The sequence below is a fragment of the Ewingella sp. C233 genome, from assembly GCF_055407225.1.
Map to the genome: position 1 here is coordinate 296558 of NZ_JBUZRI010000001.1, position 15806 is coordinate 312363.

General features: G+C 44.2%; 12 protein-coding genes and 1 pseudogene. All 13 read right to left on the reverse strand.

All coding sequences use genetic code 11. The features are described from left to right. Positions 1–7: 7 nt before the first annotated feature. Complete coding sequence (locus tag ACZRKO_RS01485; RefSeq protein ID WP_463735508.1) at positions 8–664, reverse strand: hypothetical protein; 657 nt, start codon at positions 662–664, stop codon at positions 8–10. Between the two features lie 683 nt (positions 665–1347). Next, on the reverse strand, positions 1348–1767 hold the full coding sequence (locus ACZRKO_RS01490) for a hypothetical protein (protein WP_463735509.1): 420 nt from the start codon (positions 1765–1767) through the stop codon (positions 1348–1350). An 11-nt stretch (positions 1768–1778) separates the two neighbouring features. Beyond that, positions 1779–3053: a PAAR domain-containing protein gene (locus ACZRKO_RS01495; protein WP_463735510.1), complete on the reverse strand. Its 1275-nt coding sequence runs from the start codon at positions 3051–3053 to the stop codon at positions 1779–1781. Positions 3054–3083: 30 nt separating this feature from the next. After that, positions 3084–3185, reverse strand: a pseudogene (locus tag ACZRKO_RS01500) (hypothetical protein); the annotation flags it as partial. Between the two features lie 337 nt (positions 3186–3522). Further along, a complete protein-coding gene (locus ACZRKO_RS01505; protein ID WP_463735511.1) occupies positions 3523–3942 on the reverse strand; it encodes a DUF1240 domain-containing protein in 420 nt (139 codons plus the stop codon). A 464-nt stretch (positions 3943–4406) separates the two neighbouring features. Further along, on the reverse strand, positions 4407–5666 hold the full coding sequence (locus ACZRKO_RS01510; protein WP_463735512.1) for a PAAR domain-containing protein: 1260 nt from the start codon (positions 5664–5666) through the stop codon (positions 4407–4409). Positions 5667–5687: 21 nt separating this feature from the next. Next, positions 5688–7280, reverse strand: coding sequence for a type VI secretion system protein TssA (gene tssA, locus ACZRKO_RS01515; RefSeq protein ID WP_463735513.1), 1593 nt, complete (start codon positions 7278–7280; stop codon positions 5688–5690). Between the two features lie 39 nt (positions 7281–7319). Next, positions 7320–10751, reverse strand: a complete 3432-nt coding sequence (locus ACZRKO_RS01520; protein ID WP_463735514.1) for an ImcF-related family protein — start codon at positions 10749–10751, stop codon at positions 7320–7322. After that, positions 10748–11983, reverse strand: a complete 1236-nt coding sequence (locus ACZRKO_RS01525; RefSeq protein ID WP_463735515.1) for a hypothetical protein — start codon at positions 11981–11983, stop codon at positions 10748–10750. Before ACZRKO_RS01525 ends, ACZRKO_RS01520 begins: the two co-directional genes overlap by 4 nt. 64 nt (positions 11984–12047) lie before the next feature. Then, complete coding sequence (locus ACZRKO_RS01530; RefSeq protein ID WP_463735516.1) at positions 12048–12632, reverse strand: M949_RS01915 family surface polysaccharide biosynthesis protein; 585 nt, start codon at positions 12630–12632, stop codon at positions 12048–12050. 62 nt (positions 12633–12694) lie between these two features. Next, positions 12695–13219, reverse strand: a complete 525-nt coding sequence (locus ACZRKO_RS01535) for a hypothetical protein (RefSeq protein WP_463735517.1) — start codon at positions 13217–13219, stop codon at positions 12695–12697. Positions 13220–13566: 347 nt separating this feature from the next. Continuing rightward, on the reverse strand, positions 13567–14109 hold the full coding sequence (locus ACZRKO_RS01540; protein ID WP_463735518.1) for a M949_RS01915 family surface polysaccharide biosynthesis protein: 543 nt from the start codon (positions 14107–14109) through the stop codon (positions 13567–13569). Further along, positions 14106–15806 (reverse strand): TIGR02594 family protein, encoded by a 1701-nt coding sequence (locus ACZRKO_RS01545; RefSeq protein ID WP_463735519.1) that lies wholly within the window; start codon positions 15804–15806, stop codon positions 14106–14108. Before ACZRKO_RS01545 ends, ACZRKO_RS01540 begins: the two co-directional genes overlap by 4 nt.

Sequence of the window (15806 nt, forward strand, 5' to 3'; positions counted from 1 at the left end):
ATTGTAATTATTTGGCCTGTAGGAGTTCAAATAGTGTATATTCAGTGCCGTAATTCGGGCCGCCCAAATAAACAATAGGGGTGTTTTGTTTATAGCCATAACGAATCGTAACAAATCCTTCGCTATGAAATAAGTCAGCATTATAGTATTTATTGCTACTACACATCTTTGATACTACATATTCATAACATGTAGAACCGCAACTTCCACCATCATAAATAATACATATATTGGCATCTGTGAACTTATTTTCAATATTTAGTTGACGTAATATTTCGAAGGCGGAAAAGAGAAAAAATATTAATCCAATGGCGAAAAATATTCCTTTCGATAACTTGTTGTGCGTTTCACATACGAAAAATAAGAAAATGAAAAAATCCCCTGTAATCATGTAAAGAATTAACTCTTTATTGCCAGGGCTTAATGTCCAGAAATTAAAAGCAATAATCGTCAAAAGTGATACTCCTACAGCACACCATCTTGCTTTTGTTTTTTCTGTCGAAATAATTAGTGGGAATAAAAAAATAAGACCAGGAAAAATAATAACGACTCCCCATGGAGAGTCATTACCCCCAAAAGATCCTAGTACGGATATAATATAATTGAGTAACCATAACGCCAAAAATGTTATGGAAAAAATAATTGTCCTGCGGAATGTAAACATAATTCCTCTTATTTTAATTTTTTTATTTCTATGTTTAAAATTTCAGCCAACTTATCTCGCTGTTTGCAGGTGCTCACTACACGCTATATGAATCTAATAATCTATCACCCGCAGTATAAACCTTCCTTAAGCATTTCAATCAAGTTCTATCCCTAGATTGTATGAGGCTTTTAACGAACATATTTATTAACCAATAAAATAATCACCATGCAGATTCCAAAACCTATAGTTGCATAGTCATAAATACTACCGACACTTTGAGCCAGTGTGATCAGATTGTTTTGACAACTATCTCCATGTCCGAGCGTTAAAAGTTGTTCGAGTGTGGAGTTAAATTTAACGGATGATAAGAAAAACAAATAATAATAAGAAGCAATAGATGCCGCTATGATAGTACGCCTCAACATCGTCTTACTTATCATAGGATGACCCTGCTATTCCATCAATGGTTCCACCTGAGTATCCTGTTGAACTACCAGTAACACCAGATCCTTTAGTTGCAATACCTAAACTTTCTTGGAACACACCTAAACTCTCTAGTTCTTTTGTTTATATTGAAATACTTCGCCTTGAAATTACTGGTCACATTTATCACTTTCATATCAAAATCTCTTGATCTTTTGATTAAGTAATTCTCCAGAGAGTATGGGATAGTAAAATCCTCTGAGTAATTAAATAAATAGCTATTTTTTGTTGCATAGCGATTCATTAATTGCATATTTAGTAGCCATGCCTGGTGTCCATCCTGATGGGATTCCCTGACACTCTATATATCCTCTGTCTTGCAAGGAGTTTTTATACACCATGGAAAATGAAGCCATTCCCATTAAAGTTGCTATTAAAAAAAATAATGAAATTTTTATAAGTATCTTTCCTGCTTTCGTAGAAATGCTTTTTCCTTGAGTGAAAGCTGGAATTAACATTAACGCATATGGCATAAAAAAAAGAGGGAAGAAAATGGCGAAGATGGACCATATTGAATAAACGACAACAGAATTATATTTTTGATATGAGGATAGCAAATAAAACCCAGCGTAAAAAACAGAGAAAGACAATCCAGAGAAAAGCAAGAACCCAAAAAAAGAAAAGAAACGTTGTTTCATGTTGTATATCATCAATAAATCCTCGGTGTTATGTCGTTAATTGAATTTTTCAAATACTTCATGACTTCGGATTCGATAACTTCTACTCCTTTCTCCAGCATTTTATCTGCAAACATGGCACCTAAATCCCACATGCCTTGTTCCACATCTTTAGACTTACTTCTAGCTGTTTCAACAAATTCCTGTTGGGCAGCTGTTAGATATGCCACCACTTTATCAGTTACGCCAAACTCGGTATCTAAAACATTTAGAACAATAGCTATTCCTAGCCCACCTAGCACTACAACCCCCAAGGGCACTGCAACGACAGGAACAAATGCAACCAAAACCTCACCAATGCCCCACATAATTGTTGTATTAATCGTTAACTTCGCCACGTCAGTGGCTAAATTACCAATGAACATTGCCAGAGTTGTCTGATCATTTAAAATAAAATCAACGGTACGATATACCGTTACAAATATAAATGTAATGGTAGCACCTTCTGTCATTGCACCTCTTAATCCATATTTCCCTATGCCAGCTTTAAGTATTTGTGGGTTTTTCAGAGAAAATACAGGGGCATTTAATATCTTACGAATTCCCGCATAGCCTGATATTTTTATCAGCTCAGTGCCTTTTTCATTTACGAATTTTGTTGCTTTGATGCCAAAGCTACCTAACTTCTCTATTACGACTGATGTATTGACTATGTCTTTACCGTTTAATCCATAGTTCACAACAATCTTCCCTGGCTCTGATTGAGTGATATTAACCCAACCGGTTTTAACAGCATGCCATACGCCAAGCAGATCAAAGCATTCTGCTAATGTAAGAAGCATCACAGTGGTACTGTTGGCCTGTAATATGTCACGAATGCGATTATCTGGGGTTGTGTATGTATTAATCAACGCAGTCGCAGGATAATCAGGTACATAGCCTGAATCTGCTTTTTCACCTGTAATATAAGGTGGCAAGACCGGTGGTTTTGGCTGCTCTGAAGTCGCCTTATTCTGTGCCTGACCCGCCCCAAACTCATACGTATCATTCATCATCGACGGAATAAAGCGTGCCTGACACGGGCAACTGCTTTTGCTGTGCAGTGTGCCAGCAAATTTACGCCCCATTACCGAATCCCCTGGAATGTGGCCGACGATGATATAGGTTCCGGGGTGTTTACCGCAGGTAACGCGATCTTGTTCACGGGCAATCGCCTTGCCAAATAATGTGTGAGTGAAGTCCCCCTCGGTGATGATACCGCCGCAGGTGGTTTTATCCTGTATTACCAGGTAATAGCCTTTTGCCATGGGATAATCCTTTAATGTGTTTTAACCGCACAGTACGGTACTGCAGGAAGGGCTGATCCGGGCAAATTCTTCACCCGCCTCGCGCAGGTAACGCATTTCAGCGTCAAAGTAACGCAGGGTTAAGTCGTCCATAGAGGGTCTCAGTAAAACAAGGATGGCTAAAATTACGAGGGATTCAATTCATATCCATTTGATAGTTACCTTACTTTCTTGAAAATAAGTAGGATCAACGGTACGCAGATCATAAAGCCAAAAAAAGCAACAATAAAAATACCATTTGTAGCTTTCACTAGATCATCAATTGCCTCTGAATACTCATTTAGAGGGATAGGTCCAGAAAATAGTAAACTTTGATTTTCGTAGAAAAAAGAAAATGAAAGTGAAGCGATCATTAATCCAAGAAAATAGCAAAGCGATATAAAGATAATTCCCGCCCAGCGAAGTATGAATTTTTTCCGATTAGTCAGTGTCATGATTTATTGCACTTTGAAATATCCAGAGCATATTTAGTAGCTGTGCCCGGCATCCATCCCGATGGTATCCCTTTACATGGGATATACCCTTTTTCCTTCAAGGTAAATACATATCCAAAGGAAAGCGCACAAGACAAAACTAAAGAAAAAATGCACATATACTTGAAGAAGGGTATTATTTTATCCATTTTCCGCATTGCTAATCTCTGCTCATAAAGAAAAGCCAGGAAGAACCAATAAACAGGAAAGGAAAACACTATAGGAATGGAGATCAAACTTACTGACATCCACGAAAAAGTGATTACAGCATGAAAATCAAGATAATCAATAACTTCATTAAGCCAAAAATAAAATGATGACAAAGAAATTGCCACTAAAATAAACAATGAAATAGCAGTCCTTATTTTCCCAGTCATATCAATATTCTTTTGGGGTAACTAAGCTCAGTGAAATTCTTTGTAGCATAATGATTCATTAATTGCGTATTTAGTAGCCATGCCCGGTGTCCATCCTGATGGGACTCCATGGCATTGGATATACCCTCGATTATCTAAATTATTTTTAAATACGCATGAAAATACAACCATGAAAATTATTATAATAGCTAGTGATATAATCGAGAAAAACATCAATCTTTTCCCTTTTTTAATTGAAATTTGCTTTCCGTGAAAAATAACAGGGATTATCATCAATAAAAAAGGAATTATTACAAGTGGTGAAAGCGCGGCAAAAATACTCCATATTGAGAAAATTAGAACTGGCACTTCTAGAAAATATTCGGAAAGTGTTTTAAATGCGAAGAAAGATATAGTTAAGGATAGTATAATAAAAAACATAAACCCTAAAAATGCAAAAAATCTATGTTTAAAGTCATACATGGTTAATACACCCTCGGAATTACATCATTAATAGAGCTTCGTAAATATTTCATGATCTCTGCTTCTACGACTTCCACACCTTTCTCTAACATTTTATCTGTATACATGGCACCTATGTCCCAAATGCCGCTCTCTATTTTTCGAGCCTTCCAAATAAACTCTTGCTGAGCGGAATCTATATATTTTATTACTTTATCAGTTATACCAAATTTTTCATCCATTGTATTGAGTATCCATGCAGTCCCAAAACCAAAAACAACGACAATCACTAGTGGTCCGACTACAAAAGGTGTCATTGATATAAGAGCACCTGCGCCCCAAACTACAGCAGAAACAATACCAACTTTTACTACGTCGGTAGCAAGGCTACCAATAAAGGTAGCCAGGGTAGTCTGGTCGTTTAAAATATAATCTACGGTTCGGTAGGCTGCAGCTACGTATATTGTTAACCTTGCGCCTTCTATTACGGTTTTTGCTAATCCATATTTTCCAATTCCAATATCTACGACTTTTGGGTTTTTTAACGAAAATACAGGTGCATTTAATATTTTCCTTATCCCAGGGTATCCTGATATTTTAATCAGTTCTGTTCCTTTTTCATTGATGTATGTTGTAGCACGCAGACCAAAGCTCCCTAGTTTAGAAATAATGATGGATGTATTTACCGCATCTCGTCCATTCAGCCCATAATTCACAATAATTTTTCCTGGACTAGATTGTGTAATGTAAACCCACCCTTTTTTAACCACATTCCAATCGGCTAAAATTTCGTAGCCTTCTTCTGGTGTAAGTAACATTACATCATTATTCTGTGCTTCGAGCATTTTTCTAATCCGATCATCAGGCAATGTATGCGTATTAATCAACGCAGTCGCAGGATAATCAGGTACATAGCCTGAATCTGCTTTTTCACCTGTAATATAAGGTGGCAAGATCGGTGGTTTTGGCTGCTCTGAAGTCGCCTTATTCTGTGCCTGACCCGTCCCAAACTCATACGTATCATTCATCATCGACGGAATAAAGCGTGCCTGACATGGACAGCTGCTTTTACTGTGCAGTGTACCAGCAAATTTACGGCCCATTACCGAATCCCCTGGAATGTGGCCGACAATGATATAGGTTCCGGGGTGTTTACCGCAGGTAACGCGATCTTGTTCACGGGCAATCGCCTTGCCAAATAATGTGTGAGTGAAGTCCCCCTCGGTGATGATACCGCCGCAGGTGGTTTTATCCTGTATTACCAGGTAATAGCCTTTTGCCATGGGATAATCCTTTAATGTGTTTTAACCGCACAGTACCGCAGCGCGGGCAGGGTCGAGCGCGATAAGTCCGCTGAGCAGGCTTTCCATTTCAGCCAGCACGCGGTGTTTGTCGCCGTCACCGCGTTGGGCTTTCATGCGCAGTAACTTCAGGCGACGGGCCTTAACTTCAAATACCAGCCCCGGTTCCCATTGGGAAAGTGTCACTACTGTAGTACCCGCATCGAGATCACCTAATAAATGCAAGGCCATGTCATTTTTGCCGTATTGCTCGGCCACGCGGGCCATCACCAGACGCAGTAGCCATTGATGGCGCGGCGTGGTGACCCCTGGCCGAGTTTGCAGCCAGTACAGCGCGGTTTCAACTCCGTCACTGTCTGCCTGTGCCAGTGCTTCGGGTTCAAGCTGCAGGATGTCGTCTTCACCAGAAGTCACAGCCGCGGCAGGCGCGCTGTCCCAGCCGGTGGCAGACTCCAGCACTTGCTGAGTGATCCAGCCCTGTGTTACCTCATCAGCAAACGGCGTACCGTCACTCCAGGACAAGCTTTCCAACCCCGGCAGGCGGGTGAGCAGCAGGTTTAAATCCTGGGTAATACAGGTGGCCCAGCCCTCAAAGGGCGCACCGGCTTTGCTCAGTGCCTGATGCAAATACCACTGCACGTCCAGCCAAAAGTGGTTCACCCCCTCACCAAACATCGACTCCGCCTGCTCTAGTAATTCCAGCCAGCTTTGTTGCAGGTAGAGGCGCTTGAGCTGCGCGCGGTATTCAGGGCGCGGTGGTAACAGGCGGGTGCGGCCACTGGCATCCAGTGGCGGTAGTTCATGCACTGTGTCCCAGCGCACACTCTTGATTAAGTGATGCCCGGAGAGCCAGCCCTGCGGCTGGTCACGCAAATATTTAGCCAGCGTTTTGGCCTGCTCCATCAGGTCGCGCCCTGACTGTACCGCGCGTAGAGATGGAGCACAGCCGTCGCTCTGAGAGGACGATGAAACACCGCTGTTTTGTGGTACGACGGCATTGATGCCGCCGGACTGCGCGAGGCGGCTTTCCAGCGCGTTATAGAGTGCGCCTAATTGCGGCCGGGCTTCGTCATTCCATGCACTGACACCCTGCTCGATGAGGGTCAGTGCGCCGACGATTCGGGAAAAATCGGCTTTATCGACTTCCGGGTATAGAGACAGGCTGTCCAGCACACGAGAACCAGAGAGCCACTCCAGCGCCGTTTTCCGGCTGTTCGCGCGTTGCGGATGCAGGGTATCGCCAAAGCGGGTGATAAGCCCGGCCAGCAGGGAAAGGCCGTCGGCCAGGCCGGCTTCACCGTCCCGATGCAGGCGTGCCCAGATATAATAAGTGGCAACCCGCACGTCTTTGCAGTGCGCAATAAGCAGTTTCTCTGCCAGCTCGCAGGTGAGTGCGGTATCGGCGCCGGAGAGTTTGTTGACCTCTTCACGCATCTGCTGGAAGCTATCGTCGTAACCCGGATCATCTCCCAGAGGGAGGGTGGCCGAAATCGGTTGCAGCCAGTTGTCCCAGAGCGCGGCCTGTGCCGTTGCCTGTTGTAAAAGTGACTCCGGCGCGACGCTGCAGGTGGCCTGCAGCGTGGTTAATGTGGCCATCACGGCTCCTGTTGAACGTTATTTGAAGTGCGCAAGGGGTCACTCCTGAGCGACGGCATCGGCGTCGAAAGATTTTACAGCCGGTGCCGGTGCGTTCTGAATCAAGAAAATTTGCGCCGGTAGCGTGAAATTACGCAACTGCAACAGCCCCAGTGGGCCTTTGCCCAGCTCGGTGCGCAGTATCCACTGCAGTGATTGCTTGTCTGGCGTGGTGAAGGTCAACTGATAGCGCCCTTCATCGAGTTTTTGCTGTTTCGCCTGCTCAAGCCAGCGGATTAACCCCCAGGTTCCCTGATAGTCACCGTACAAACGGGCTCCCGCAGACGTTGAGGTCCAGGTCAGCATCGTGCCCGGTTTATAGGTGTCCCCCGGCCAGCGAAAGCTCTGCCAGCTTTCCATCTGGTTGAAATAGTGCAGCTTTTGTCCGTCAATCGACAGATTGGTTTCCACTACGTCAGGCACTGGGCGCGCCAGCAGTTCGAAGCGCATACCCTGAGTGCCGTCGGTGAACAAAATGTCAGAGATCTGGCTGAGCTGATTAATGGCATCGAGGAAGGCCGGGTTAAAGGTTAGCCCCTGGCTGTTCACTTTATCCGGCACCCAGCGGGTGCCTTCCTTGTGAAGAACGCCGTTCAGTTCACGCGTCAGGAAGCTGTCGATGCGCCCGCTGTCTTTACGGATAAACTCCGCCAGCATCGGCAATGAGGCATCACTTTTACTGATGGCAAACGGATAGCGGCCATCAAAGGCCGATTTCCAGTTCGCGACGATGGCATTTTTCCACTGATCGTTAAGACTGGCCGCCGAAGGCTGTAACACTGTTTCCCAGGCCTGCGTCAGGGGCTGAACGAACATCGTCTGTCCGAAACCGCTCCACTCTTCCCCCAGACTGGCGGCGATCAAGCTGCCGTACTCCTGCGTATCGGTGAGATCAACACTTTTGCCCTGGAAGACTGTCTGTGCCAGCACCTGCGTCATCTCCTGTGGATCGGACGCGTTGGCGACCTGCTGGAGTTTCAGCCGTACGCGGGTAACGCGGGTAAGCAGTGTTTGCAAGCTAAGCGAGCTGTCGGATGACATCATATTCTGCGCATTGCTTTTACCCATCAGGGCCAGCAGAGGGCCAAAAGTCTCATCCAGCGGCCCGACCGGCCCGTTAGCTTTCTGGTCAATGGCTGCTTCGGGTTCTTTATTCATCAGCGCTTTGGCGGATTTCACCAGAGAATCGGAGAGGGCCAGATCTTTCTGCCCGGTCTGCCCCTGCCATGCCAGCGTGTTCATCAGGGCAATCAGCGGCGACTGGCGCACATCGCTCATTAAGGTAAGTTGGTCAATCACATCAGACAGGTTATGCGCTTCGTTCCAGTGCAGGCTGTTAAGAAAGTTCAGCCAGCTGCTGGCAAAGTCGGTGAAGTAACGCTCAGTCAGGCGTTTTTTCAGTGCCTCAGGCGAGATTTCATCGGAGACCGACCGACGGTTGTCGCTCAATACCCAGTCAATCTCTTCACGACGTGAAGCGACGGCGTTGTCGATGGCCTGTTGGATCTGTTCATCCCACGCTTTGCGGGTAAACATACCCGGTACGGTTTCATCGCTGTGGAACAGGCGCTGTGCATCGGTATCGCCTGTCATGTCAGTCAGCGTCATATCCGCATAGTTGCGGCGTACCGACAGCAGCATGTTTTCATACAGGGTGCTCTCGGCATTGCGCTGGCCAATTTCGCCCAGCAATACCTGCCGCGCCTGCGTGACCAGCCCGGTATCTTGCGTGATTTTCCAGCCCGGCTGAGCGGGCAGGTTGAGTGCGTAAAATTGCCATAAGTCCGGAGCCAGGCTTTGCCACAGGCCTAAAGACACCCCCTGGCGGACCGGTTCGGTGGTTGTCATTACCTGTGCGTAAAAGGCCGCATCGGCTTTTTCCGGGTGCGCCATCATCAGATAGGTTTTCAGCTGGTCATAACCCGGTTTTGCTAGGGCCGCACGTTTTGGACTGTTGGCTGGCAGGTTGGCCAGTACGGTGAGTTTTTGCTGCAGACTGTCAGCTGCCGCATCCCTCATCAGGCGGTTACTGGCGTTGCCGTACCACGGCAACAGAGTCGTGAGCAATGGCGCGTTATGGTCTAACCCAAAACGCTGATATCCCGGCGCGCCTTTTTCCACACGAACCTGCAAACGGCCGATGTCATTGCGCAGCGCCTGTAGGGCAATCAGCTGTGCATCCGAGACTGGCTGCGGTTTTGCTAAAAATTGTGCTTGTTCAGCGGCAGAGACCATCTGATGGCGGTTCACGGCAAACGACAGCACGCTGCCCACGCCCCACAGCACAATCAGCGCCAGCAGGCAGTAGCACAGCGTTTGCTCCCACGGCAGGCCAACACGACGACCATGCGCCGCGCGACAGTCCTCCAGCACGGCTTGCCAACTGGCGGGGGCGGTCCAGGTTTTTTCATGGACATCCGCAGCGGATGCTGAAGCGGCAGATAAATCCGGCAGGCTGAACATCAGCCCACGCAGAGGAATACGTTTGGCATACTCGGTAAACCACGGAGTCAGCACCTGTCGCCAGCGTGCGGCACCCGTGTCGCCCAGCGTTTGGGCCAGACGCAGCAGAAAATCATGCGGCTGTGTGGCAAATACCTGCTGCATTCCCTGTTCGCGTAACTCAGGCAGCAAGGATTTCAGCTGGGACTCCACCGACAGCGGAGTGGCATTGGCGGCAAAAACGGTTCCCACCGGCTGTTCAACACGTCCATCCTGCGGCCAGCGACTTTCGCAGACCTGCCACAGATAGACCGATGGTTGATAACGCAATGCCTCGCCGGATTTCTCTAGTGTTCGCAGGCCGTCATCCATCCACGGCGTAACCCGGCTCTGTGCCTCCGTCACCGCCCAGACCACGCCGTCCAGCGGGCGACTGCGGCGCAGCTTGCGCCACTCGGTCAGTCGTGCTTCGTCGCTTTCTGCATGCAGGCTGCCCCCGTTGAGTAACACAGTGCGTTGACCCTCCAGCCAGCCCTGAACAGCCAGTTTTGGCGCCAGTGCGGCAATCTGTTCAGGTTCACCCACCACCATCAGCAAGCGCACTTTGTAGCGCCAGAATGGGCCGTAGCGGCGGTGTAGGCGTTTTTTCAACTGAGCCACTTCGCTCTGGGACTTGTCTTGCGCTTGCTCTATTTTTTCCGGTGCTGGCGCGTCATCTCCCTGCGCGTGCTGGCGAATATCATTAAAATGCTTTTTGCCGGACTGACGTGTGCCTACAAACGACAACAGTGCACACAGTGCCAGTACCCCTGTTCCCACCATCAGTCCTGTCAGCCAGCGGTCCCGCTGTGGCGAATCCGGTATCAACCCCACCTGGTCTGGATGTTGCCAGAGCAGCCAGCACAAGATGACACCAGCCAGTAAAAACAGCAGGGTAATAACCCAGAACCAGACTTCGGGTTTTTTAATTGGTAAGGCAATGCGCTTCACGCTTTATTCTCCTTGTGAGACGCGGTGGGGGAGACGACGGTAGTCCAGACAGTGTCACTGTCTTGTTCGCCACTGATGATCATATGCGGTGCCGGGGACTGACTGATGGCCTGTGCAGCGGCGGCTATCGCCAGCCAGGGGGCTGCACAACCGGGGTCGCCGAGAAATTCGTTAAAATTGTGTACGCCGAAGTGGCGATCAATGTTTGCCAGAGGCGCATTGCTTTGGGCCACTACCGCACATTGGTAAGCTTCGCTTCCTTCGGCCAATCCAGCCAACCACAGGTGTTGCAACGCGTTTGGCGTTTTCAGAGGAACCCAGTCAGCGGCCTGTATAACGGCTGACTGCAACACTTCACTTTGAGGAGGAGAGGCTTCCGGGCGATGTAACAGCCCTACTGGCATCAGAGTCTTTTGCGTCAGGCGATTACCTAGCAGCAACCCTACTACGGCTTCTGCCGTGCTTTCCGACTGCTCAGGGGCAATTTGCAGGGCAATCACTAACAGCAGCGCAGTATCTTTAATGCGGTGATCGAGCCAGTGGTCGATCACGTCTAAGCCCTGCCCTGACAAAAAAGTCATTGGCTGACAAATGCCGCTTGTTTGCCAGGCTTGTAGCCAAATAGCCTGTACTCGTTCCTTTGGTAATGAGCTACAAGACTCAAATAAAATGGCCACAGGATTTTCTGAAGAGAGATGTGAGAACTGCTTGGTCAAATTCTTCAGAAGGTGATCAAATGAAGCTGAGATCAGTTCTTCTTTTGACATATTTTCGGCAATCGGCAATCGGCTATGTCGAACGCCTTTTTCCTTCTGCCAGGAGGTTTGCGAAAAGAGTTTGTTTTCATTGTTTAGTAACGCATCAGTGATTGCGACAAATTGTTGGTCGGCACTATGTGCGGTGCTGCAATCAGCAAATAAAATTTGCAACGCACGGCGTCCACGGCGAACTTCCTGCAAAATAACCTGCTCACGCCGTTGGTCCCAGGCATTCGCCTGGATCTGTTGCATCATATAAACCGCCAGTCGAAATCCCATCAGAGTCGACCAGAAAACCGCAGGAACACCGATGGCAAACCACCAGAAAGAAGTTTCTCCCACCAGTCGGCCCAGAAAACGCATCAGCAATATTCCTGCCGCGATCAGGCAAATCAGCGCACTTAACCAGCGTAATGGTTTAGGTCGGGCAGGGCGCGAAGCCGGGCCAGGTATGGTGTTTAGTTTTACGGGCATGAGGGGCTCGAGTTGAGATAGAAACAAACAAATTTTATGGTGGCTAATCAGCTTATTAATTACTTCAAGGATTATCCGTATTTGTGAGAGAAACTTGTGGCCACTTTTTTAGCATATAATTTAAAATCAGTGGTTCTTTTGTTAGGTTATTATCTGGCGTGGGGGTTCTATCCTTATATATATAAGATGCTATTCCTGCAGCAATGAGTGTTTCAGAGCCTTGCAGAGAGTATTTGACGCCTTTATAAAAGGCAATGTATTTAGTATCAATAGGCATAGGATCTCCGAAATAACCTGATTTATAGGCAAACAGAACTACAGGATCACCGTTTTTAAATAAATCAACTGCTTCAAAAGAGTCTTTTATAAAAGATAGTCTATCGTCGACCTGGCAATCGGGGATGCCATCTTTAAATTCCCAAATTTGTTGATTACTATTTTCATTTCTAGCACCAACAATAATGTTGGTTTCGTCAATATCATGTGAGCTTTTATCTTTATCGAGTCTTACTTCTGCTACAGATGAAAATGTATTACTTCCATTGTTCCAATTAATTTCGTAAGTTGAGTTCGGTGCACTTTCTGCATGAGCGACTCTCACGAAAATTATAAATGATGCAAGTGTAAGTATTTTGGTTATGTTGCGCATTCGTAATCCAATATTGACTATGTGTAAATGCATAATATATACATAACTTTCTATGATAAAAATCATTCTCCAACCAGAGGGAAAGGAAGTATTGTTCTACAGATACTTTGGCTTAGTTTTTGAAAGTTATTTATGTCGGTCAGGGGGGGGTTATCTTCTGTCGTAACGCCATCTGCGATTGAAATCCCATGCAGAATTAATTCATTGCCTTGAATATAATAAAACAAAATCCCTCCAAATCCATTAATATTGTCATCTGAATAGGTTGCAAGAATGTTTGTGAGATATTTCTTGCTTTTTTTATCGGTAAGTGATGACATTAATATTTTATTGTTTATATTTTTGGGGTGTTTGTTGATATATGCAGTTCCAATTTTAATGCTCCCGCCGTTACAATTTCCTATTTCTTTGTTGGTAGATAATTTTTTAAAGTAATCATCAATATTATTCTTGTAAATAACAGCTTGGTTGGAAGCAGGTATTACAAGAATGTTAATGTTTTCTGGAATGTCTGAGTATGAATATGCAGTTTGTGATGATAATAAAGAAAGCATACAAGCAGTTATTATTTTATTCAACAGCTTCATGATTCACAGACCTTGTTGTTTTGCCGAAAAGTTCTTCATTAACTTCATCAATAATCTGTTTATATACATGTTCTGTAGTCATTCTCTTTAGCAAGGATACATCACTTGATGAAGAAGAAATTTTTATTTCAGATGGGTTATTTCTTCTGGAGAAAAGAAAATATCGTTCTCAGTGAATGAAAATGATGAGTAAATAAATGAAATTCATAATGTTCTTATGAAACCCTAGTTATAGCTTATTTAGTAAGCTTAGTGTGTGTAAGTTTATGTGAAATTTAAATGTCTCTGTTTTTTGCATAGTCAATGACTAAAACAGAATTGTACTCTGAGCAGTGTAGGATTAAGTATCATTGATTTGTTATTGTGGTGGAAATTAAAATCCATTTCTCTTTCATGTATTTCAGTAATGGTGAGTTGCTATTTAAATTATCATCGGCAATGATGTTTTCTTCGCCTCCAATTTTATTTTCTCCAATTTTTATGGTTTCTTGTCCTCGAAGAGAGTATTTTTTTCCATCATGATAAGAAAAATATTTCACCTCACCAGGATCTACACCACCGCTACAACTCATCCGATATGAAAAAAGGATATAGTAATCATTGTTCTTCAATAGATCTACTAGTTCGAATGAATGAGGATATATTGATATATCTGCATCCTGAGGGCAGTTTTTTATACTATCTTTAATCACCCAATCTTTTTTATCATTTAAATTTCCAGAGCCAGTGAGTAGAATAGTGCTAGTTTCGCCTTCCGATACTCCTTCAGTTACAGATAATACTACATCATGTCTGCCATTTTTATCAATCCAGATGCCTTTAAATACTCCTGTAGTAGCATTGGCTGAAAGCGTAAATATAAATAGATGGAGTAATATCAATTTATTCACTTTCCACCTCCTTCATTATTATTTGATTTCAAAGATATCCCAAATAAAGAGTCATTGACTTTGTCAACACTATCTATTGTGCAAAGTTGTGATTCTTCTACAAATCCTTTATAAGAAATGGGAATGTAAAATTTAAAAAATTTCTGATAACCCCCTGAAAAATGAGCAGACTTGTCAGTAATTGGATATTCGGATATTTTTATTGTTCCTCCTCCGAATTTTGCCCCTCCCTGGTTGCCTCCCAGAGCAGCAATATCTCCTCTTTTCGTTCTTGCATAGACTAATGAAACATGTCCTTGACCACTAAATTTGTCATCTTTATTTTTATAATTCCTCATAACCATAATTGCACCATAGATAGGTTCTTTAATTTCTATAAACCTAGTTTTATCATACACAGGAAATTGTGATGATTGTGTATATGATTTTGAATAATCATATCCTGCTTCTTGCAGGCAATAATTTACAAAAGAAGCACACCACGGGATACTCGATAAACTTCCTTTAGCTCCAACTAAATGATGATAGTTATCCTTTATAGTCTTTTCACCAGTGCCATGCCATTTTTTAGCTTCTCTAATTGCAATAGCCATCCAAGGAGCCTCCCGTTGATCGTGGGGAAGATTAGCTAGTGCACTTCCTTTATTTTTTCCTCCCATAACTTCGATACTAGGAATGGGGGGGACAGGATATGATAATCCATTTTGTTTCCATGGTAGTTGTTCACTTTGGTCAACAATACTTCCTCTTTTATCGTAAATTACCAACATCTGCCCTGGAAAAATTTTTGTTGATTCTGTAATTCCATTATCTTTTGCTAACACAGATGTACTCACATTATATCGTGTTGCAATGCCATCTAGAGTTGTATCCTCTGAACGAACTATGTAAGTAATAGACTTTGGTTGGTTCTTATCTCTTGGAGGATTAGGTTTATCAAGTAATGTTGGTGCAGTGAATTGCGAAAAATTTTTCTTTAATAAAATATTTTTCGTTTCGTTATTCATTGTTGATTTATAAACAGTCTCTTCTTTCCCGGTTGAGTTTTTAACCTTTACTTCAATATTCATTCCTTTCTCAGTATGAAAAATGGTAGGTAATTTACCAACAGTATTTGTCATCCATTCATATGTTTTACTCCCTAATGTGACATCGAGTGGATAATTAGGGACTGGCCGAGTACCATCAGATACCGTGATATTTGTAACATGCTCCCAATGTTCCGTTCCTACCTTACCCCCTTCTTTATTTTTAATAGCCTTGACTAACCCTTCAAACTCATTATCATCAAGTTCTTTTATCTTTTTATCTTGAGGTATGCCAGTTTTGCTAAAAATAAAATTAGCATATGCTTCAGGATCATTCCCACCATTTTTAGGTGCATACTTCTTTAGCATTGCTGGTATTGTATAATCTGCATACTTACCTTTAAGTAATTTTCTCTTTGCTTTCTCCCCTGCTTCATAACTAGAGAATATTGCGAAAACATTTGCGTCAGGGTTATGAACAAGTCCAGAGCCAATACGCCCTGACTGTTTACTATCATTTTCCCCAACTGCAGTTAGGTTACCTGGATTATTGAACCTCCAACTAAGCGTACCGCCAGTTCGGAATAATAGAGAGCCGTCAGTAGCTTCATACACTACAGTTTTCTTGTCTTCATAATACGTAGCTTTAATTAAAATCTTCGCACTCAT